This window comes from Lysinibacillus sp. FSL K6-3209, assembly GCF_037976175.1.
Classification (GTDB): domain Bacteria; phylum Bacillota; class Bacilli; order Bacillales_A; family Planococcaceae; genus Lysinibacillus; species Lysinibacillus sphaericus_D.
Genome location: NZ_CP150264.1, coordinates 1,689,707 through 1,709,196 on the forward strand (window position 1 = coordinate 1,689,707; position 19,490 = coordinate 1,709,196).

At 35.9% G+C, this 19,490-nt stretch carries 20 protein-coding genes; 16 read left to right on the forward strand and 4 right to left on the reverse strand.

Features of this window, described 5'->3' with window-relative positions; genetic code table 11:
- The first annotated feature begins 216 nt into the window (after window positions 1-216).
- The 7 genes from MHH88_RS08000 (at window position 217) to MHH88_RS08030 (ending at window position 7,340) form a co-directional block, all read left to right on the forward strand.
- Window positions 217-1,557 (forward strand): Spo0B domain-containing protein, encoded by a 1,341-nt coding sequence (locus tag MHH88_RS08000; protein WP_339262300.1) that lies wholly within the window; start codon window positions 217-219, stop codon window positions 1,555-1,557.
- A gap of 213 nt (window positions 1,558-1,770) precedes the next feature.
- Entirely contained in the window at window positions 1,771-2,325 is a 555-nt protein-coding gene (locus tag MHH88_RS08005) for a histidine phosphatase family protein (protein ID WP_339262301.1), read from the forward strand.
- Between the two features lie 15 nt (window positions 2,326-2,340).
- Window positions 2,341-2,586: a cold shock domain-containing protein gene (locus MHH88_RS08010; protein WP_339262302.1), complete on the forward strand. Its 246-nt coding sequence runs from the start codon at window positions 2,341-2,343 to the stop codon at window positions 2,584-2,586.
- A gap of 1,145 nt (window positions 2,587-3,731) precedes the next feature.
- Window positions 3,732-5,219: a malate:quinone oxidoreductase gene (locus MHH88_RS08015; protein WP_069511624.1), complete on the forward strand. Its 1,488-nt coding sequence runs from the start codon at window positions 3,732-3,734 to the stop codon at window positions 5,217-5,219.
- A 278-nt stretch (window positions 5,220-5,497) separates the two neighbouring features.
- On the forward strand, window positions 5,498-5,719 hold the full coding sequence (locus MHH88_RS08020) for a DUF2829 domain-containing protein (protein WP_069511622.1): 222 nt from the start codon (window positions 5,498-5,500) through the stop codon (window positions 5,717-5,719).
- 203 nt (window positions 5,720-5,922) lie between these two features.
- A complete protein-coding gene (locus MHH88_RS08025; RefSeq protein ID WP_339262304.1) occupies window positions 5,923-6,678 on the forward strand; it encodes a 3-oxoacyl-ACP reductase in 756 nt (251 codons plus the stop codon).
- A 152-nt stretch (window positions 6,679-6,830) separates the two neighbouring features.
- Entirely contained in the window at window positions 6,831-7,340 is a 510-nt protein-coding gene (locus MHH88_RS08030) for a QueT transporter family protein (RefSeq protein WP_339262305.1), read from the forward strand.
- Window positions 7,341-7,457: 117 nt separating this feature from the next.
- Here the strand turns inward: MHH88_RS08030 and MHH88_RS08035 are convergent, their stop codons facing one another.
- A complete protein-coding gene (locus tag MHH88_RS08035; protein ID WP_069511616.1) occupies window positions 7,458-7,994 on the reverse strand; it encodes an ECF transporter S component in 537 nt (178 codons plus the stop codon).
- 400 nt (window positions 7,995-8,394) lie between these two features.
- Here MHH88_RS08035 and MHH88_RS08040 point away from each other — a divergent pair, with 400 nt between their 5' ends.
- The 4 genes from MHH88_RS08040 (at window position 8,395) to MHH88_RS08055 (ending at window position 12,268) form a co-directional block, all read left to right on the forward strand.
- Entirely contained in the window at window positions 8,395-8,622 is a 228-nt protein-coding gene (locus MHH88_RS08040; RefSeq protein WP_069511614.1) for a transcriptional regulator SplA domain-containing protein, read from the forward strand.
- Between the two features lie 12 nt (window positions 8,623-8,634).
- Complete coding sequence (gene splB / locus MHH88_RS08045; protein ID WP_069511612.1) at window positions 8,635-9,663, forward strand: spore photoproduct lyase; 1,029 nt, start codon at window positions 8,635-8,637, stop codon at window positions 9,661-9,663.
- A gap of 326 nt (window positions 9,664-9,989) precedes the next feature.
- Window positions 9,990-10,925, forward strand: a complete 936-nt coding sequence (locus MHH88_RS08050; protein ID WP_339262307.1) for an arginine deiminase family protein — start codon at window positions 9,990-9,992, stop codon at window positions 10,923-10,925.
- A 17-nt stretch (window positions 10,926-10,942) separates the two neighbouring features.
- Window positions 10,943-12,268, forward strand: coding sequence for an amino acid permease (locus tag MHH88_RS08055; RefSeq protein WP_339262309.1), 1,326 nt, complete (start codon window positions 10,943-10,945; stop codon window positions 12,266-12,268).
- Here MHH88_RS08055 and MHH88_RS08060 read toward each other — a convergent pair.
- Entirely contained in the window at window positions 12,265-13,035 is a 771-nt protein-coding gene (locus tag MHH88_RS08060; protein ID WP_339262311.1) for a YqcI/YcgG family protein, read from the reverse strand. The genes MHH88_RS08055 and MHH88_RS08060 overlap by 4 nt on opposite strands.
- A 298-nt stretch (window positions 13,036-13,333) precedes the next feature.
- Here MHH88_RS08060 and MHH88_RS08065 point away from each other — a divergent pair, with 298 nt between their 5' ends.
- The 3 genes from MHH88_RS08065 to MHH88_RS08075 all read left to right on the forward strand — a co-directional run bounded on the left by MHH88_RS08065 (window position 13,334) and on the right by MHH88_RS08075 (window position 14,525).
- Window positions 13,334-13,492, forward strand: coding sequence for a hypothetical protein (locus MHH88_RS08065; protein ID WP_339262313.1), 159 nt, complete (start codon window positions 13,334-13,336; stop codon window positions 13,490-13,492).
- A gap of 6 nt (window positions 13,493-13,498) precedes the next feature.
- The gene (locus tag MHH88_RS08070) at window positions 13,499-14,065 is read left to right on the forward strand and encodes a hypothetical protein (RefSeq protein WP_339262315.1); all 567 of its coding nucleotides are present in this window, start codon (window positions 13,499-13,501) and stop codon (window positions 14,063-14,065) included.
- A 310-nt stretch (window positions 14,066-14,375) separates the two neighbouring features.
- Complete coding sequence (locus MHH88_RS08075) at window positions 14,376-14,525, forward strand: hypothetical protein (RefSeq protein ID WP_339262317.1); 150 nt, start codon at window positions 14,376-14,378, stop codon at window positions 14,523-14,525.
- 13 nt (window positions 14,526-14,538) lie between these two features.
- Here the strand turns inward: MHH88_RS08075 and MHH88_RS08080 are convergent, their stop codons facing one another.
- Window positions 14,539-14,982 (reverse strand): MarR family transcriptional regulator, encoded by a 444-nt coding sequence (locus MHH88_RS08080; protein ID WP_025219146.1) that lies wholly within the window; start codon window positions 14,980-14,982, stop codon window positions 14,539-14,541.
- Window positions 14,983-15,100: 118 nt separating this feature from the next.
- Here MHH88_RS08080 and MHH88_RS08085 point away from each other — a divergent pair, with 118 nt between their 5' ends.
- Together MHH88_RS08085 and MHH88_RS08090 are read left to right on the forward strand one after the other, a co-directional pair.
- Window positions 15,101-15,700, forward strand: a complete 600-nt coding sequence (locus tag MHH88_RS08085) for an NAD(P)H-dependent oxidoreductase (RefSeq protein ID WP_339262320.1) — start codon at window positions 15,101-15,103, stop codon at window positions 15,698-15,700.
- Between the two features lie 62 nt (window positions 15,701-15,762).
- Window positions 15,763-16,539 carry a MerR family transcriptional regulator gene (locus MHH88_RS08090; protein WP_339262322.1) on the forward strand — a complete coding sequence of 259 codons (777 nt, stop codon included), beginning with the start codon at window positions 15,763-15,765 and terminating at the stop codon, window positions 16,537-16,539.
- 861 nt (window positions 16,540-17,400) lie between these two features.
- Here MHH88_RS08090 and MHH88_RS08095 read toward each other — a convergent pair.
- The gene (locus MHH88_RS08095; protein ID WP_339262324.1) at window positions 17,401-19,254 is read right to left on the reverse strand and encodes a multicopper oxidase; all 1,854 of its coding nucleotides are present in this window, start codon (window positions 19,252-19,254) and stop codon (window positions 17,401-17,403) included.
- Window positions 19,255-19,490: the final 236 nt, after the last annotated feature.

Here is a 19,490-nt window from a genome sequence, read left to right on the forward strand (position 1 = left end):
TTTCGTTTTGTAGCTATTTCGCTTTTCGAAAGAATAAAAAAATATTCCGTTTTTTGTATAAAAATACTAAATTGAAAAAATAAACTTGGATAAAAGTATTGTTTTCAACATACTTTAAAAAATATACATGAAAAAACGAAAATTACTATAGTATAATATTATTGTTATTTATATAAATACTAATTTGTTCTAGGAGTAATTACACATCGTTAAATAATGAATACAATAGATGAGGAAGTACCAGTTTGTATGAAAAATCGTAAAATTAAACTAATATTAGTATTAGCGACTGTCTTATTGTCATTGTTCACAAGTTTAAATGTGCTCACTTCATATGTGAAAATGAAAAAGACGGTGGAAGAATCCATCGCTAACCAGAGCCTAGAAGCGGCTATTTCCATCGCATCATCAATTGATGTTAAGTTGTATCAACAATTTGCAAATAATCCTGTGAAAAATGCAACTTATTGGGAAATAAGAAGATACTTAAATGATGCAAGAGAAAAATTAGGGGCCTTAAATGTCTATACTTTAGAAATTGATAATCCTAAAGTATCAAAAACGATGATTGCTGGTGTTCCCAATCATCTCACAGTAGGCTTTGATATTGGGCAAGTTTGTACTGTTCCTGAAAAGCAAATCAAACTAGCTTATCAAGGGTTGACATATGTTACGAATGTCATTAATGACCCTCAACACGGAGACTATCTTTCTGTAGGCGCTCCAATTAAGAATGACAAAGGTCAAATTATTGGCTATCTAGGGATTGATATAAGCGCAGACAAACTTAATGGTATCAAAGGCAAAGTATTAGAAAATAATTTATTCTTGTTTATTTATAATGGAATATTTATATTGATCGTTATTGCATCGTTTTTCTTTTTACAGAGATGGTATCAAAAAGAAGTGACAAAAGAAGTAGAGGTAACAGAAGATACCTACCAAACTGAAATAAAAGCGTTAATTACCTCTGTATCGTCCTTAAGACATGACTTTACCAATCATATTCAAGTGTTGCATGGGCTTTTACAATTGGGAGAGCCAGATCAAGCGAAACAGTATTTATCATCATTATCTAAAGAGGTACAGGAAATAAAGTCATTGAAATTAAATATTAACCATCCGGGGCTATCCATTTTATTGCAAACTAAAAAGTTAGCTGCTCAAAATCATAATATTGAGATGGATATATCAGTTTCGCAGGATACTTTCGATAAAATAAAAACGACTGATATCATTAAATTATTATCAAATTTAATTGATAATGCGATTGATGCGACAATTGAATTGCCTGAAAGTGACCGCAAAATGAAAATTTGTTGTCATGCGGATGAAATGAAGTATGTATTTGAAATTGTTAATACAGGACCAACCATTACGGACCCAGATCAAATCTTTAAGCAAGGGTTTACAACGAAAAAAGCTGAACTAGGAAAAATTAGAGGTCAAGGCTTGTTTATTGTGAAAGAAGTTGTGAAAAAATACAACGGCAACATTTCTATCCAATCAACAGGGGAATTTGAGACAACGGCGATTGTAATCATTCCTTTAAAGTAAATGGGCAGTTGCTATCTCTTTTACGGCTAATCTTCGCGTGAAGTAAAGCCACTTTTTAACTGGATAGTATAATAACTTAAGCTTCCTACTTATTAGCGTAGGAGGCTTTTGTTGATAAGTAAATGCGTTTGTATTTGAATAGCATGTATTAGCTAATATAAGTCATACATTAACAGTAAATCTAAGCGGGCAGGTTAGGAGGATAAAAACCATTTGGAAAAACCAATCCTTGATTTACTAAGAGCAGGTGGATTGATTTTATATGTTAGACATGGAGAAGCAACTGTTGGTGAAGATCAGCCATATGTTAATTTTCGAAACTGTTATACACAAAGAAATTTATCTGATTACGGACGGCAAGAAGCCGTTTACTATGGACAAATGCTACGTTATTGGCAAATTCCAATTAGTTCACCTATAATAACAAGTCCATTTTGTCGAACAATTGAAACGGCACAGCTTGCCTTCCCAACAATGTATCTACAAATTGACCCGTTTTGGTTTATAATTACTAAATTAGCAGAAACCTTTTCCACAACTGAACAACAACAAATTTTAAAGGATGCCAAACAACATTTAGAAGTAAAACCACCACTTGGAACTAATCAAGTAATTATTGCGCACAGTTTTCCGAAAGGGACTCCCATAGGTGAAATTTCAAGCATGGGAACCGTTATTATTAAGCCCAAAGGTGTGGGCAATGGCTATGAAATTGTAAAACAGCTAACATTAGCCGATTTAGCAACCTTAGGGACGTCACAAAAATAATTTTGGAGGATAGAGATGAAACAAGAAGGAATTGTCAAATGGTATAAAGACGAAAAAGGCTATGGACGTATTATGCTTAATGGTGAGGAAGACAATCATGTTTTTGTTCATTTTAGTTCGATTTTACCCGATAAGGAGAGATTTCCAACTGCATTTCGCTTTTTGAAACAAGGTCAAAAAGTCTCCTTTGATTTACATGAAATACCCAATTCTACTGACCAAAAGCAGGTTGCAGAAAATGTCATTGTGCTGTCAGACTAATATGTACTCTTATAATTGTTTGTGGCAATCTATTCTAGCGATGAAAAAGTGCGATGCCTATTTATAGAAAACGTTAATCCGTGGATTGGCGTTTTTTCTTGCGCTCTAGAGAGGAAGTACGCTGTAGTATTTTAGATGGCTTACGATATATAAAAGTTGAATGAATATACATTTAAACTTATAATCATTTATATTTTGAATGCCAAAAGGGCAGGTCACTTACAATTGAGTGACCTGCCCTTTTGGTTAGACTGTTTCTAGCAATAAATATATGGGGGAAAATAAATTACTTGATGTATATATTATTTAAAAAATAAAATATTCTAATAATTTTTGTCGTTGTATGGTAAACTTGATTGTGTTATATAACAATATAAAGAAAAATATTTGTAAGTCGTTTAGTATTTCCTTAAACAAGAGGAAATGAATAAAACCAAGGTTTATGTCTTGATAGATTTAATGGAAGCGTATACAGTAACTATTGAGACAGGTGGACAATCATTCGATTTGTAAAACATGGCTAAATGAGAAAAAAGTCGTTGAGCTTGTATTATTGAAGATGATTGGAAGTGAATTGTTTCGTTTGTTGAAAGAAGTGTGTCTTTTGGCCTTTTACATAATTGGAGTAAAAATGTTGTAATATCCCGTCGAAAAAGCGAAAATTAGTTTGAAGGTACCTTGTGAATGTTAGCAAATCATGTAAAATAGAGTCGATTACGAGCTTTTAGACTAAAAGTTCTAGTGCTTTTAGTATGAGTGAAGTTAAAAAATATCTTTCATTAAAAAATGATGGATAAATTATTTTAGTAGTAGCATACTAAAATTCAATCAGTTGACTTTATACAACATAAACATCTTTCAGGCGATGCATTTTTCCGATTTGATATGTAACGGCAGACCAATGCACCATACTCTTGAAAACAGGGGGAAGGTCTTTGTTTTAATGTGTACAAAGGACATAATGAGCGGACTTCGCACTTTTTACTACTTTTTGATTAGTTTATTACTATAATATTGTAGTAGATATTTTATTCTTTAAATAGTTGTGATAGACTATTGTAAGTTTATAGTTGATACAGAAAAGGTGTGTGACTAGTTTACACCTACATCATTTCTGCAAATCTTAAAATATAAGGATGGTAAAAATGAGTAACAGAGTAACTAAATCAGACGTCATCTTAATTGGTGCCGGAATTATGAGTGCGACTTTGGGGACAATGCTCAAAGAATTAGCACCGGACTGGAATATTACTGTGTTTGAAAAACTTTCAAACGCCGGTGAAGAAAGCTCTAATGAATGGAATAATGCAGGAACAGGGCATGCAGCACTATGCGAGCTTAACTACACTTCTGAAAAACCAGACGGTACTATTGATATTAGCAAAGCAATTAATGTCAATGAACAGTTCCAGGTTTCGATGCAGTTTTGGTCATATCTTGTAAAGAACAAGCTGATCCAAAATCCGCAAGATTTTATTATGCCATTACCACATATGAGTATGGTAAGAGGTGAAAAAAACGTTGAGTATTTAAGAAAACGTTATGAAACAATGTCAAATAATCCTCTTTTCAAAGGGATGGAATTCTCTGATAATCCAGAAAAACTGAAAGAATGGATTCCACTTATTATGGAAGACCGCCCAGCAAATGAGGCCATTGCTGCAACAAAAATTGACACTGGTACAGACGTTAACTTCGGTGCTTTAACACGTATTTTATTTGACCACCTAAAAGCGAAAGATGTAGATATCAACTACAACCATAGTGTCGAAAGCATTAAACGTACGAAAGACGGTTTATGGGAATTAAAAGTTCATGATAAAGATGGCTGTAAAATGGAATACCATACAGCAAAATTCGTCTTCCTTGGCGCTGGCGGAGGAAGTCTTGAATTATTACAAAAATCAGGCATTCCTGAAGGAAAACACATTGGTGGATTCCCAATTAGTGGATTATTTATGGTATGTAAAAACCAAGAAGTGGTTGAACAACATCATGCAAAAGTATACGGTAAAGCTGCAGTTGGTGCACCACCAATGTCTGTTCCACATTTAGACACTCGCTTTATCGATAACAAAAAATCATTACTATTTGGACCATTTGCTGGTTTCTCACCAAAATTCTTAAAAACAGGTTCAAATATGGACTTATTTGCTTCTGTAAAACCGCATAATATTACAACATTATTAGCGGCAGGGGTTAAAGAAATGTCCTTAACAAAATATTTAATCCAACAACTGTTATTATCAAAAGATCAACGTATGGAAGAGTTACGTGAGTTTATCCCAACTGCTAAAAGTGAGGACTGGGATATTGTCGTTGCAGGTCAACGTGTACAAGTTATCAAAGATACTGAAGCTGGCGGTAAAGGAACATTACAATTTGGTACCGAAGTAGTAAGTGCTGCTGATGGATCAATCGCTGCATTATTAGGTGCTTCACCAGGTGCATCTACTGCCGTTCACGTTATGTTGCAAGTTATTCAAAAATGTTTCCCTCAACAAGCTAAAGAGTGGGAGCCAAAACTAAAAGAAATGATTCCATCTTACGGTATCTCTTTATTACAAAATCCAGCGCTGCTTGAAGAAGTTCATACTTCAACAGCAGAGGCTCTAGGTCTAAACAAAAACTAATCAATTTATGAACCTTCAATCCATTTTGGATTGAAGGTTCTTTTTACATTGGCTAGGGAATGAGTTGTTTTGTTGAGCAAAAGTAGTGAAGCTCTTCCTATTTAATATTGCTGTTGCTTCCAAATTTCCAATATATTCTTAAAGAAGGAACTAATCTAACAAAAAAGTAGTTAGAATGAAAATTATAAATGAACTGGCTGCTGTTGTAAACAAAATAAATATCCAGTATACTTTTTTCGTATGGCATAGTAGAAATGAAAAATAAAGGATGAGTATAGATGACGTTTGAAGAAGTATTACCGCGTTTAAAGGCGGGCGAGAAAGTGATTCGTGAAGGATGGAGCGGTGCTGAATTATATGTCAAGCTTGTAGGTCAAAGCGAGCACGACGGCGAGAATTTGAACCCCTATTTTTTAATTAATGTGCGTGGCGAGGGTTACACGATGTTTACACCAACAGTATGTGATTTATTGGCAGAAGATTGGAAAATCGTAAACTAAATTCAGTGTCGTTTCAAAGGTTATAATAGTATGCTAAGTGATTCTTAGTATGCTATTTTTTTGATATAAAGGTTAAGCTTTTAGGCGGTATAGTTTATAAGAGCTGGCGCATTGCATGCAGATTGCGACTTGAAGGACTTTAAAAAATGTCTCTTCTTTCAGTATTTTTAGTAGTAGATTACTTTTTTAAAAGGAGAGATTATATGAAGTTTGAAGAATATCATGGTAAAACAGTGTTTATTACAGGTGCTGCGTCAGGTATTGGCCAAGCACAAGCTATTGCTTTTTTAGAAAACGGTGCTCATGTTTTTGGTTTGGATGTAGAAGAGCGGGGGTTAGAGCAATTACACCAGCTATACCCAGAGCGCTTTGCATATACGCTAGGAAGTGTCTGCAAGAAAAGTGATGTAGAGCACGCTTTTCAAGCAGTAATGGCAAGCTTTAGGAGTGTAGATATACTACTAAATACGGCAGGTGTTTTAGATGGTTTTGCCAAAACACTAGATACCGATGAGGTGCTTTGGGACAAAATTATGAATACAAATGTAAAGGGTACTTTTTTTGTAACGAATACAATTTTACCTCATATGTTACAACGGAAATCGGGCATCATCGTTAATATGGCATCTATTGCAGGGCTGATTGCAGGAGGTGGGGGTGCGGCTTATACAGCATCCAAGCATGCCATTGTGGGCTATACGAAACAGTTAGATTTAGATTATTGTCGCGAGGGGATACGTGCGAATGCTATTGCACCAGGAGCTATTCAAACAGCTATGACCAAAGCTGATTTTGAAGGCGATGGTGAAATGGCAAAATGGGTTGCCAACGAGACACCTGCTGGTCGCTGGGCACAACCAAGCGAAGTGGCGAATTTAACGCTTTTTTTGGCGAGTCATGCCGCGGATTATATACATGGAGCTGTGGTACCAATTGACGGTGGATGGATAACGAAATAGTATTGGTCAATGAATCATTCTTCTGCTATAATACGCAAGTAAGCAAAAATAAGCTTACACTACGGCACTTCAGTTAGGGCATCATGCTCTCTTCCTTTGGTCGTAGTTATTACTAAAATAGCAGCATGCTATTTTACAAAGGAGAATGTAAATTGAATACATCTATTGTAAAAGATTCATCGCGTACTTCTGTAAGGGAACTTACAAAAGTAGCACTTGTTGCAGCCTTGTATGTGGCTGTAACTGTATTGTTATCAGTGATTAGCTTTGGAGCAGTGCAGCTACGTTTGTCGGAGATGTTCAATTATTTGGCGCTGTACAATAAGCGGTATGTAGTAGCAGTAACCCTAGGTGTTGTACTAGCAAATTTTATGTCACCGACTTGGATTCTTGATGTGCCTATCGGCGGAATTGCAACATTTCTAGTATTAATTCTTTGCCGAATGGTAACTAAAAATATGAAGCAGGATAGTTGGAAAATGGTCATCACAGCAGTGATTTTTGCACTATCGATGTTTACTGTTGCAGGCCAGTTAACGATACTGTATGATCTACCATTTTGGGCGACATGGTTTACGGTTGGCGTCGGAGAATTATTATCCATGACTGTTGGTGGCGTAACCATTTACTTATTAAATAAAAAAATAGATTTATCCAAATAGAAAAAACACATTCGCGCGAGCGAGTGTGTTTTTATTTGTAAAGGGAACAGGCGTGTATCGCAAATAAAAAATTCTCGCTGATTTAACAGCGAGAACAACTCAAAGAACTACGAATATTTATTTGTTGAAAATCGGTGTTTTTCTTAAGAGAATACAAACCGGAATTGCCACAATCATTCCTAAAACATTTTGAACTAAGTCTCCAGGAATAGAAGTCAATGGTGCAACCCAATTGGCATATAAAATACCTTCCCCAACGTAATAAACGGCTACCATAAATGGAACAGAAATAATCATAGCTAGAACATTAAAGGCAATGCTGTTTCCTTTGCGACCGTTCGACCAAGCGATTTTCCCTACGATATAGCCTTGTAAGCCACGAGCGACGATTGTAATAGGTGCCCACAATGTCCAACCAGATACAACGTCAAATAAACCCATGCCTATTGCACCTGCAATGGCACCTTTTTTAGGACCGAAAAGAATAGATGCGATAAAGAGCATACCTGTACCAAGATGAACCAATCCACCATTTGCTTTAATAGGTAGTTTAATATTCAATGTGAGTGTTGCTACAAACACAAGTGCAATTAACATGGCTGATAGAATGAGATCAAAAGTGCGTGAATGTGAATAGCTTATTGATTTTTGCATAGTTGTAAACCTTCCTTATTTGCTTTTTCAATATCAAAGAATAGTTGCGCAAAACCTTACTTCGTAAATCAATGCTGCATGCTAGGATAACATTAGCAAAGGCTTGGCCTATTTAAAAGTATCAATTTTGCAAAAAAAATAGTGGTCAGTTTTACATCTTGCACTAACTGGTACTTAGGGATATGAAGTAAACGCTGCTTGTTAAAGGAAATTGATAAAAAGAATAGAGTAGAAAAAGGAAATAATTACTTATCTAATTATAAGAAGATCTGCCTTGGAATTTGCTATTTTGAAATAATTCCATCAAGTAAATAGCTAGGTGAAAATACGATTTCAATACACAACATAATTTCACTTTCTTTAGCCAAACTAATAGAAATGACTAAAGGAGGATGAAGAAATGCAACAGCAATCATATAATGCAGGGGATATTGTTTATATCTTTTACCGCAATCCACATATTCAAGATGTCGCAAATATACAGGAAGCGGCAGTTGTTAACAATCCAGAAAATCCAAATGAATTGGCGTTATTTCTTTTTGAAACTTACTATCCGTTAACGAATGACTTTGTTATTTTTTCAAGTGAGATGGATGCGGAGCAAGCGTATCATCAATATTTTCATTGATGGAGGTAGAGGATGCGAAAACCATTTACACCTCAGCTCGTTTATTTTGAACCTGATGCGCTCGACTATCCGCTTGGACAAGAACTAAAAGAGAAGTTTGAACAAATGGGCGTAGAAATTCGTTATACTACATCTCATAATCAGGTGCGCAATCTTCCTGGAGACAATGATTTGCAAAAGTATCGGATTGCCAAGTCAACGCTCGTCGTGGGTATTCGAAAAACATTAAAATTTGATACATCTAAACCGTCAGCAGAATATGCTATTCCTTTTGCCACTGGATGTATGGGGCATTGTCATTATTGTTATTTGCAAACAACGATGGGTAGCAAACCTTATATTCGCACATATGTCAATGTTGAGGAAATACTTGAAGCTGCAGACAACTATATGGCAGAACGAGCACCTGAAATTACGCGCTTTGAAGCATCGTGTACATCAGATATTGTTGGAATTGATCACTTAACACATACATTAAAAAGAGCGATTGAGCATTTTGGACAAAGTGAGTTTGGTTTACTGCGATTTGTAACGAAATTCCATTATGTGGACCATTTATTAGATGCCAAACATAATGGCAAGACAAGATTTCGTTTTAGTGTGAATGCGGACTATGTGATTAAAAACTTTGAGCCAGGCACATCACCTTTAGATAAGCGCATTGAAGCGGCTGGAAAAGTAGCGAGAGCAGGCTATCCACTAGGCTTTATTGTCGCGCCCATTTACCTGCACGAAGGTTGGGAGGAAGGCTATTATCATATGTTTGAGCGTCTAGATGCGGAATTGCCCCATGATGTAAGGGATGATATTACCTTTGAATTTATTCAACATCGCTTTACAAAGCCTGCGAAAAAAGTAATAGAAAAAAACTATCCGATGACAAAATTAGAATTGGATGAAACTGCGAGAAGATACAAGTGGGGGAAATATGGGATTGGTAAATATATTTATCAAAAAGAAGAAGAGGAAGACATAAAAGAACATCTTTATAGTTATATGAAAAAATTTTTCCCCAATGCGAAACTAGAGTATTTTACGTAATAACATATCGTTGAATTCCGTTCTGAGCACTCCCTATCCTCAGGCACGGCTTCAACTAATATTTGCGACAATGCCGTAAATATGGATTTTCAGTTCCTGCAGGAGTGTTGCGCCTTCCAGTCCAATCAACTCGTATGCCAAATGTTTTTGAGGTAACAATAAATCTAACGTAGTGGAAATCCAGAAACAGTTTCATTCTATGAGTTTCTTTACGCTTTCAGACACACCGTTATTTATGGTGTGTTTTCTTGTAGGGCTGCATCGTATAATCTTTAAGTTGCTGGTAAGGCTAACAATAATCGCGACGAAGAGGGGGAATTACCATCATGATGTCATTTCAACCAAGCTGTTGGTCGGAGCACGGAGAGCTTTCTGCGGTTATGCTTTGTGCGCCTTCCAAATTGGATGTACCCGATTTAAAAATGGCAGAAAATGTACAATGGAGTGCGGCTGTTTCACATACCCAAGCAATGGAAAGTTTTATGGAGTTGACAGAGACTATACAACAGGCAGGCGTGCACGTAATAGATTACGCAACACATCTATTAGCAGATGCGCAGCACCTTAGCGAACAACTTCTAAATCGTTATTTTGTGCGTGACCTGGCATGTGTATTTGGTAACCGAATATTACCAGGTGCAGCGGGTAGCTCGATTAGACGACCTGAATATGGACATGCACACACATTACTTCAGAAATGGTTTCCGCAACACTTTATGCCCGCTAAGGAAAGTAGCTATGTATTAGAGTTTGGAGATGTGATGGTGTTAAATCGTGATGCTGTACTTATTAATATAGGTGTAAGAACGACAAGGCAAGGTGTAGAGCAGATAAAAAACAGTATTTTTGAAGCAGGTTTCTCTGAAATAGGCATTATTGATTTGCCTCGAAGCTCGGATACACTGCATTTGGATATGAATTGTAATATTGCCAACAACGATGTCGTAATAGCGAAAAGTTTTATGCGTTATTTTCCTATTCAAGTAATTACACCAAGTTCGACTCGTTTTGATATGACCGAACAATTTTTCAATCGTCATGGGTTTGAGTTGTATTGGTTAGAAACATATAATACCATTCCTGATATCAATTTTTTAAATCTCAATCCCGAAACATTGTTAGTCAGTAAAAAAGCGACGAAACAGCATTTTAAAAAGCATCCAAAATTACAAAAGAAAAATATTGTGGAAATTGACGTGACAGAGCTTGAAAAAGGCGGTGGTGGTATTCGCTGTATGACATTACCATTGGTGCGAAAATAGGTATAGAGGTGATTTCTATGGAGTCAAAAACAAGCAAAGGCCAAATGGCTTGGTGGCAGTTGTCCCTGTTAGGTGTAGGGTGTACGTTAGGGACAGGTTTTTTTCTCGGAACAAGCATGGCCATTGCAAAGAGTGGACCTGCTGTTTTAATTCCATTTATTTTAGCAGCCATTGGTACGTACATTGTCTATGATGCGCTCGTGCATATGTCTGTTGCCAATCCTGACAAAGGATCATTTCGTACGTATGCAAAACAAGCTTTTGGCAATTGGGCAGGTTTTAGTAATGGTTGGGTCTATTTAATTTCTGAACTATTAATTATGGGGAGCCAATTAATGGCATTAGGTATTTTCACGCGTTTTTGGTTTCCTAGCATACCACTATGGATCACCGCAGCAGGTTTTGGTGCACTTGGCTTGCTCATTATACTGACGGGCATGAAGGGCTTTGAAAAATTTCAAAATGTATTTGGGGCAATGAAAGCCGCTGCTGTTGTAATGTTTATTGTAGTTGCCGCTATCCTAATGATAAAGGGGATGAATAGTGAGCCAAAACAAGTAGATGGTATTATAGCAAACTTTCAAGGCTTCTTTTCGGAAGGAGTAAAGGGCGTTTGGCTTGGTTTACTCTATGCATTTTTTGCTTTTGGTGGCATAGAGGTGATGGGGCTTCTCGTAATCGATTTAAAAGATCCCCAGCAGGCACCAAAAGCCGGAAAAGTAATGATTGTCATCCTTACTACGATTTACGTAATTGCACTAGTCTGTGCCCTTGCATTAGTATATTGGGCATCATTCACAATAGACGAAAGCCCGTTTATTACTGCCCTTGCAAATTTTAATATCCCATTTGTTGCAGATATAATAACCGGTATTTTAATTATCGCGGGATTTTCTACAATGGTTGCATCCTTGTATGCTGTTGTCACTATTTTAACGGCTTTAGCTGAAGATCATGATGCACCAGCGTTATTAGCGAAAAAAGGAAAAATGAAAGTACCGTTACCAGCCTTTCTGTTCCTTATGGGTGGCTTAATTATCACCATTACAATCGGCTTCCTAACTCCAGAAAAGATTTTTGAATACTTAATAACAGCAGCGGGATTAATGTTAATTTATAATTGGCTTTTTATTTTAGTAACCTATGCAAAACTTATGACATTAACGAAGTGGCAACATGTAAAAAATATGGTTGGGATGCTGCTAATTGCGGTAACTGTTTCTGGCACGTTAGGTGAAAAAACAAGCAGACTCGGTTTTTACATAAGCTTACTGTTCCTAGTCATCATTGCACTGGCAACTTTATTTGTTATGAAAAAACGGAGCCACCATCGCTCCGTTTAATTTTTTCGTTGTTGTGGCAAAGTGAATGATAAATTTCCTCTTACAAACGGACATTGGGCAGGGCTATGTTCATCATCACTTAAAAAGTATTGCTTCCATTCAAAATTATCTTTTTGCCCATACCATTTTAAGTCAGGGTGTTCTGGAATAGCATCATATTGTTCGATACGCTTTCGTATTAACTTTTTTAGTTGTTGGCCTAGCACGGTCGTGTCATTTATATCTTCAAAGACCCAGCGTGGCTGAAAGGCCATCAGTAAAGTTGAAAACTGGCGGCTTTTACGCAATTGATGGGCAGGTGTTGCGCAAAAGACAAAATAAGGCTCCCCATTAAAACAAAATTCCCATGTATGATTAGACGGATTTACGGGGATTTCACTAGGCCATTCTTTTTCGTCAAAGGCAGTTACATGATTTAGCACGCTCCAAAATAAAGCTCTGTAATCTTCTACATCATAATTTTCAAGCATATCTTTTGGCGTCTCAAAGAAAATGGCGTGCGAAGTATATTTCCCAGCAGATCGAGCACAGTCACCATACTCCTTTAAGCAATTTGCCAAATCTTTAGCTGATTGTAACTCTCGGGGATCGCCAACGAAACTATAGCGGAGTTGATTTGAAATAAACCCTGTGCGCGCAGGAATACAAGGGAATGCATTTGCATCATTTGCAACCATTGAAGCAAAATCTTGAAATGCCGTCTGTTGCCATAAGGGAAGGGAAGCCAAATGCTGTTCAAGCCAAATTTTATCAAAAACTGCTCCCACATGAGTCACCTCCTTTATACATCTTTAGACTATTAAGGAAAGTGTCATTGGGTGACGAATATTAGGGATTATTTATAACTAGTCTACATAGTGCGCTTATTTTGCCGTTCCAATGGTGTAAAAAATTATGTTAAACCGATAGTTGCATACCATTGTTAATAACCAGATATTCTATATTTAAATAATATGAAAGTTTTTTGAATTTTTTAATTATTATTTATTTTTAACTTTTGTATATTTTTATACTTTGATAAGATAAAAGTATTATAAAACATATAAATATAGGGAGGTCTGTACTATGAAATTTCGTTCAATTCTTTTAACATCAGTTGTTATTCTTGGTCTTTCAGGGATTGGATTTGGAACTAATCATGTAAAAGCTATGCCATTAGATGCAAATCAAACGAAAGAACCAGCCCTTTCTGAGCATGAATTAATGACCATCAAAGCAAACTAACTAAAAATGGGAAGCGATGAAAAAACTGCTAACCAATTGATCGAAAAGTATAAAAAAGGAGAACTAGCTGATGCAGATTTAATGAGTTTTAAGGATGCTGTAAGCTCAAATACTATCGTTGAAGGTGACACTACTACAACAACTTATGAATTTCCAGATGGCCCTAGAGCCCAAATGCAAATTACTGAATTAAAGCTACTAGGAAGAATAACTCCATTTGCTAGTATTAGCGGAGGTCGTTGTCAAACAACAACAGTTAGAACAGAGTGTAAGTCAGTAAAGGTTAGTAATAATACCCCTTTTTATGGGATGTCCTATTATGTTAACTACTATCTAAATCGTTTTGGATATGATTCAATTACTTGGGTTGGAAACTACAATGTTTGGACAGTAACGGGTAGTTATGCCAATCCATCTCTTCGAATACTTAAACCCGTAAATACTTCTTGGCACGATGAAGCTCGATTATCAGCACAATTTAACATGATTTTTGAAATAGGTTCCTTTAATAGAAGTCTATCATTCTATGTGGGTAATAATAGAACTGGTTTGGGATGGAATTCGTATTATTAATTATTAATGAGAGTAGGGATTTAAAAAATAAAATTTGTTTTGGTGTACTCTTTTTCGTAAATAAAAGGAATTCTGACCTCCTCTGTTAAAAATGTAGTTTACCGAATTATAAATCATGTGAAAGGGCTACATACCTTCCTACATTAAAATCAAGAATTATTTATCGTTGTCAGTGTGATAAGGTTATGTAGATAAAAAATAAAACATATAGAAGACCAGTAATCGCAACGATAAAATCATTAATGTAGAACAAAGTCAAAGTTTTTTATTCTTTGACATTACAAAAATTTAAAATAGGAGAATTTTAATAATGCCAAAAATACTTGTAGGAGATATATTTGCAGTTACCGCTACATTAGTTGCACTTTCGATACCACTAACAATTATTGGGTTATTAATTTATATCGCTAAACTAATTAAAAATCTTGAAAAAAGTGACCTCAAATCAGTTTGCATTTGAGGTCACACGTATATTAAAGCCTATCTTCTTGTTTAAAAACCTTCTGTTGCAAAATATCCAAAGCGTGTTTGATTTCCTCTAAATCTTCTTCTGGAACATGTTGAATGAGCTGTTGAAAGCGTTCTTCGATACGGGCAAACGCTTCATGCATCATTTGTTCACCATCTGCTGATAGACGTACAAAAAATTTACGACGATCCGCTATATCACTTATTTTTTCAATTAAATTTTTTTCTTGAAGTTTCTTGAGCTCGCGACTTGTATTGGGTAACGACATATGATGACATTCACTAATTTCGGTAATCGTAACAGGTTGGCTTACTTTTAAATACTCTAAAATTTTGTATTGAACAGGCGTAATAGCATCCGTATTAATGTTTTGTGTTAAGTCACTTGTTACTTGGTGGACGGCTGCGGTAAACGTAACAAATTGATTAAATAATGCATTCTTGTCCAAATATCTCACCTCTTACTGACAAGATATCAAAGAACTTATCTTAAAACAATTATCATTTGACAACTAAAAAAATGTCCGCTATTATTTACTTATCAAATGATAAGTAATGGGGGATGTTATGAACACGTTAGTCATTTATACGTATCCAAATCATCAAAGTTTGAATTATGCTTTTTTACAGCAAGTCCTTAAAGGCTGTAATGAAAATCCGTACATAACCGAATTACAAGTGTTAGATTTATATGAGGAAAAATTTGATCCAATTTTACATTTTCACGAACATAAACGAAGACGTGATATGTATCGCGAGCCTAACTTAGAGAAATATAGAGAACAACTTACATGGGCAGATCAGATTGTTTTTATCTATCCAATTTGGTGGGGAAGACCGCCCGCAATGCTTTTAGGGTATATCGATCAACTATTTGCCTCTAATTTTGCTTATAGAGATAAAAAAGGCTTGTTTCCAGAAGGACTGTTAAAAGGGAAGTCTGTTGTCTGTGTGTCCACAATGAAAGGTCCGACAAATTATCCGCTCTTTTGGTTGAATAATGCGCATAAAGTGTTAATGCGAAAAGCATTGTTTAATTTTGTAGGAATTAAAAAGGTGAAGTTTTTTGAATTTGGAAATATGGAAAGTAAAAAGGGAGGGCAACAAAAAAAGTTAGAAAAAATCTATCAGTATTTTAGGCAGTGCCAGTCACCCAAACAATTCTGAAAATTTTCTTGACCTTCAAGTAGCTTTAAGGTTTACTGTTAAAGCGAAGGAGTGAGATGACTTTGCTAAATGATATGACGATTCAAGAATTTTCAAATAGAACTGGAATTGCAAAAAGCACGTTACGTTTTTATGAATCGAAAAATTTATTATTGCCAGTAGAACGAAGAGAGAATGGCTATCGTGTATATGCGCAGCATCAAATTGCTACAGTCAAATTAATTACCTCTTTGCGAATAGCAGATGTCCCTCTACAGGATATTCAACATTATTTACAGGAAAATGATGAAATAGCTCGTCAAACCATGATGAAAAATTGGATTCATTCTATTAAGGAAAAACGTGATCTAATAGATATCAGTTTACGTTTTTTAGAAAGTGATTCAATTCAAGAAGATATTTATCTTATCGATAAACAAGATGAAAAAATTATTTGGTTCATTGAACAATCGACAACAGGGAAGTTTGGAGAGCATTTTGCAAAAAGAGCGAATAAATTAAAGCAGAACAATATACGCATTAAAAGTTATTATGTAAACTACCTATCAGGACAAGATTTGATAAAAGTACAAATTGGTTTTGGAGTGACAGCAGATTCCAATCTAAATGGATTAAAGGGTGTTGATTTTATCGAACATATGCCGGCTTGTATTTGCTTAGCATTACCATTTAAAGAAAATCCTACAAAAATCAAAGAAGGTTATCACAAATTATTACAATATGCTTTTCATCATAGCTGGGTGCCTACCCGCTCAATTTTCGAGTGGTACCGAGGAGAAGATTTTTCGCAATTAGACTTATTATTGCCCGTCATCCAATTGGAGCGCAATGATAAGTGAGATAATTTTTTAAAGTTATTTGTTGAATCCATATTATTTTACAGTAATTATTATTACTCACTTCGATAAAGAAGAAATTATTAATCATGGATAAAGAAGACAAACAATTAAGTCACATCAAATTTGATGTGACTTGTTGGTTAAAATGCACGCGTATTATTTTTTACTCTGTGCTAAAGTCTCCACATAATTCGGATGCTTCAGCTATATCCATATCTATGAATAACGGATTATCTGCGTTAGGGATATTACTCATTAATATCACGTCGTTTATTGATTACTTCTAATATGGTGTTAATAATGAAAAGAATAATAATCAAGACATACAGCGCTAAAAAAACATAGTCTGACGTCGTTAAATTATTAAAGTCTGTTGTTCGTGGTATTAAAATGGTTAGTGCTTAGATGATAACAATGTTAAATATTCGTAAGAGTGTCGTTCGCATATATTAGTGGTTTCGATAAAATACTAAGTATAATGGAGGCTTTCATCTCCATCTAATGACTACTTGCGACGTTTTGGCTTGGATGGCTGTCGTCGCTTTTTTGTTTTCTTCAAATGCTAGATAGGTAGTGAAGAATATGTATTTTATCTTAATCTACTCTGTTCACCTCCTTATCTAGATTTTTAGTATACTATAAATGGAAATGAAAAACCGATGATTATTTACAATAATGGAATTTATATTACCCATTTTAAACATTTTACGATTAGACTTATTCATAGCTCGTCATCCAATTGGAGCAAAATGAAAAATGATGAGTGAGGTAGTTAATATCTATTTTACCAATTGAGGTATTTGACAAGTTTATGTCAAATACCTCGTTTTTATTTGGCATTATATGGGCTGGAGTAGGGTACTATGACCGTCTTCTACGCCATCTATTTGCAGTATGGGGTTGTGTTTGGCTTGTTTTTGACGGATAAATAGGTTGCGGTACAAACTGTGAGACATTTTGTGTATGAGTTGCAACATGAGTCGCTGTTTCCTTCGTAACGGTAGCCATTATAGATGCGTGCTGTGTTGGCTCAGTCGTTGTTGTAATACTTTGAGCATTATTCAACAATGGGGTAGTGGTGTCAGAATGATTTGAAATGGTTGTTGCTGTGGTGCTATGGCTTTCTGTAACATGCGCTATTTCAACATGGGGCTCCGATACGGGATGCACATCTTTCATTACGAGAATAGGTCGCATCATATCATGATCCTCATGTTCAAGGAAATGGCAATGCCACATGTAATTTCCGATATGGTCTTTCCAGTGCATAATAATTTTTGTGACCTTCCCTGCATCAGCTTTGACGGTATCTTTCCAACCTCGTTCGTAGTCACGCGGTTCTTCGGCAGGACCAGTAAATGCTAGCCTTCCTTCATTTTGATAGAGTTCCACGTCAAATGGTCGTCGTTCAAGAATTTTAAATTGGATTAAATGAAGATGAATAGGATGTATAAACGGCGTAGCATTAATAAAATTCCAAACTTCTATACTATCAAGCGCAGGCTTTTCGGTAGCAGGGTCATGGTACATACGGTCATTTAATAACAACATAGGTCTTCCGAAGTCATCTGTAGTAGCACTTAACGGTAAGTTGCGTTCGATGTGTGCATGATGAGGATGTAAATCCATTGACATTGCAAGTCTTACAGGCACTTCACTCGTATCCGCACATCGAAGTGGGCAATTTACGTTAAACTTCATAATGACGCTAGTATGCTCATCAAAAAAATCGGTATCACCGTTCATTAAAGTGATTTCTTGACCTTCACATGTTGAAAAGTCAATGATGACATCTGTTCGCTCAGCTGGCAATAATTCAACCGAGTAAATTTTATTTGGGGCAGTTAAAAAGCCACCATCTGTGCCAAGCTGAATCATTGGCTGCTCGTTGGATAGGCTTATAACGTAGCCTCTTCGATTTGAACCGTTTAACAAACGAAAACGATATTTGCGAGGTTCCACATTCAAATAAGGCCATACCTTACCATTAACAACGATTGTATTCCCAACAAATCCAGGTGTAATGGATGGATTCACAGGCACTGGGAATGGAGGACCTTCAGGATAGAATAGTGAGCCATCTTCATTAAAGGATTTATCAGCAATTAATAACGGATATTCATAATCGCCACATGGTAAGTTTGAACGTTCTTCTATAGAGTCTCGAAGCAGGTAAAAACCTGCAAGTCCAGCGTAAACATTTAGGCGCGTTAAAGCCATTGCGTGATCATGATACCACAAAGTTGTACCTGCTTGATGGTTCGTATATTCATGTATTTCTTTATTAAATTTAGGACCTGTATACGTATAGTCCCTTGTATACCAAGCTTCAGGATGTCCATCGCTTTCCCAATCTACATTGGCACCGTGAAGGTGGGTTACTGTTCGTACCTCTTGGGAGTCATTAGCTGCATGAAGAGTGAAATCGACTGGCAAAAAATGCTTGGTCGGCAATTGATTTTTATATTTGACATAGATTGTTTTATCCTTTGAAGCCTCAATGGTCGGTCCTGGATAAAACCCGTTATATCCCCAAATCGTGGATTTTGGAAAGTTTTTATGAAAACTATGCTCCGCTTCCATCATCTGCAACTCATAATAATCTTTCTTCGGATGTCTGCTACTGAATTTTGGTTTTGCGGTAATCGGTTTCGGTAAAACATCTACAAATTTGGGAATTGTTGTTGGGTCAGCAGGATTGATTTTTTTATTCAAAACATCACGTCCCTTATATTTTTACAAACTTAACTTCATCATATGGGTAAAAACAATAAGAAACGAGGACAATAATGGAAGTATTTGTGCTAATATATAAAAAATATTAAATTTCAAAAATTCATGCAATCTGCTAATGAGTAGCCAATAAGTCATCTATTTACTAGACATAAAACGAAAGCAGCGTTTTTAGTTGATAGCGTAAGGGTTGCTGATGAACGAGCAATCCTTTGCTT

Excerpts from the sequence above, each read along its gene's own strand:
- MHH88_RS08000 (WP_339262300.1), top strand. The coding sequence starts at position 217 with ATGAATACAATAGATGAGGAAGTACCAGTTTGTATGAAAAATCGTAAA.
- MHH88_RS08010 (WP_339262302.1), top strand. The coding sequence starts at position 2,341 with ATGAAACAAGAAGGAATTGTCAAATGGTATAAAGACGAAAAAGGCTAT.
- MHH88_RS08015 (WP_069511624.1), top strand. The coding sequence starts at position 3,732 with ATGAGTAACAGAGTAACTAAATCAGACGTCATCTTAATTGGTGCCGGA.
- MHH88_RS08020 (WP_069511622.1), top strand. The coding sequence starts at position 5,498 with ATGACGTTTGAAGAAGTATTACCGCGTTTAAAGGCGGGCGAGAAAGTG.
- MHH88_RS08025 (WP_339262304.1), top strand. The coding sequence starts at position 5,923 with ATGAAGTTTGAAGAATATCATGGTAAAACAGTGTTTATTACAGGTGCT.
- MHH88_RS08035 (WP_069511616.1), bottom strand. The coding sequence starts at position 7,994 with ATGCAAAAATCAATAAGCTATTCACATTCACGCACTTTTGATCTCATT.
- MHH88_RS08040 (WP_069511614.1), top strand. The coding sequence starts at position 8,395 with ATGCAACAGCAATCATATAATGCAGGGGATATTGTTTATATCTTTTAC.
- splB (WP_069511612.1), top strand. The coding sequence starts at position 8,635 with ATGCGAAAACCATTTACACCTCAGCTCGTTTATTTTGAACCTGATGCG.
- MHH88_RS08050 (WP_339262307.1), top strand. The coding sequence starts at position 9,990 with ATGATGTCATTTCAACCAAGCTGTTGGTCGGAGCACGGAGAGCTTTCT.
- MHH88_RS08055 (WP_339262309.1), top strand. The coding sequence starts at position 10,943 with ATGGAGTCAAAAACAAGCAAAGGCCAAATGGCTTGGTGGCAGTTGTCC.
- MHH88_RS08065 (WP_339262313.1), top strand. The coding sequence starts at position 13,334 with ATGAAATTTCGTTCAATTCTTTTAACATCAGTTGTTATTCTTGGTCTT.
- MHH88_RS08070 (WP_339262315.1), top strand. The coding sequence starts at position 13,499 with ATGGGAAGCGATGAAAAAACTGCTAACCAATTGATCGAAAAGTATAAA.
- MHH88_RS08075 (WP_339262317.1), top strand. The coding sequence starts at position 14,376 with ATGCCAAAAATACTTGTAGGAGATATATTTGCAGTTACCGCTACATTA.
- MHH88_RS08085 (WP_339262320.1), top strand. The coding sequence starts at position 15,101 with ATGAACACGTTAGTCATTTATACGTATCCAAATCATCAAAGTTTGAAT.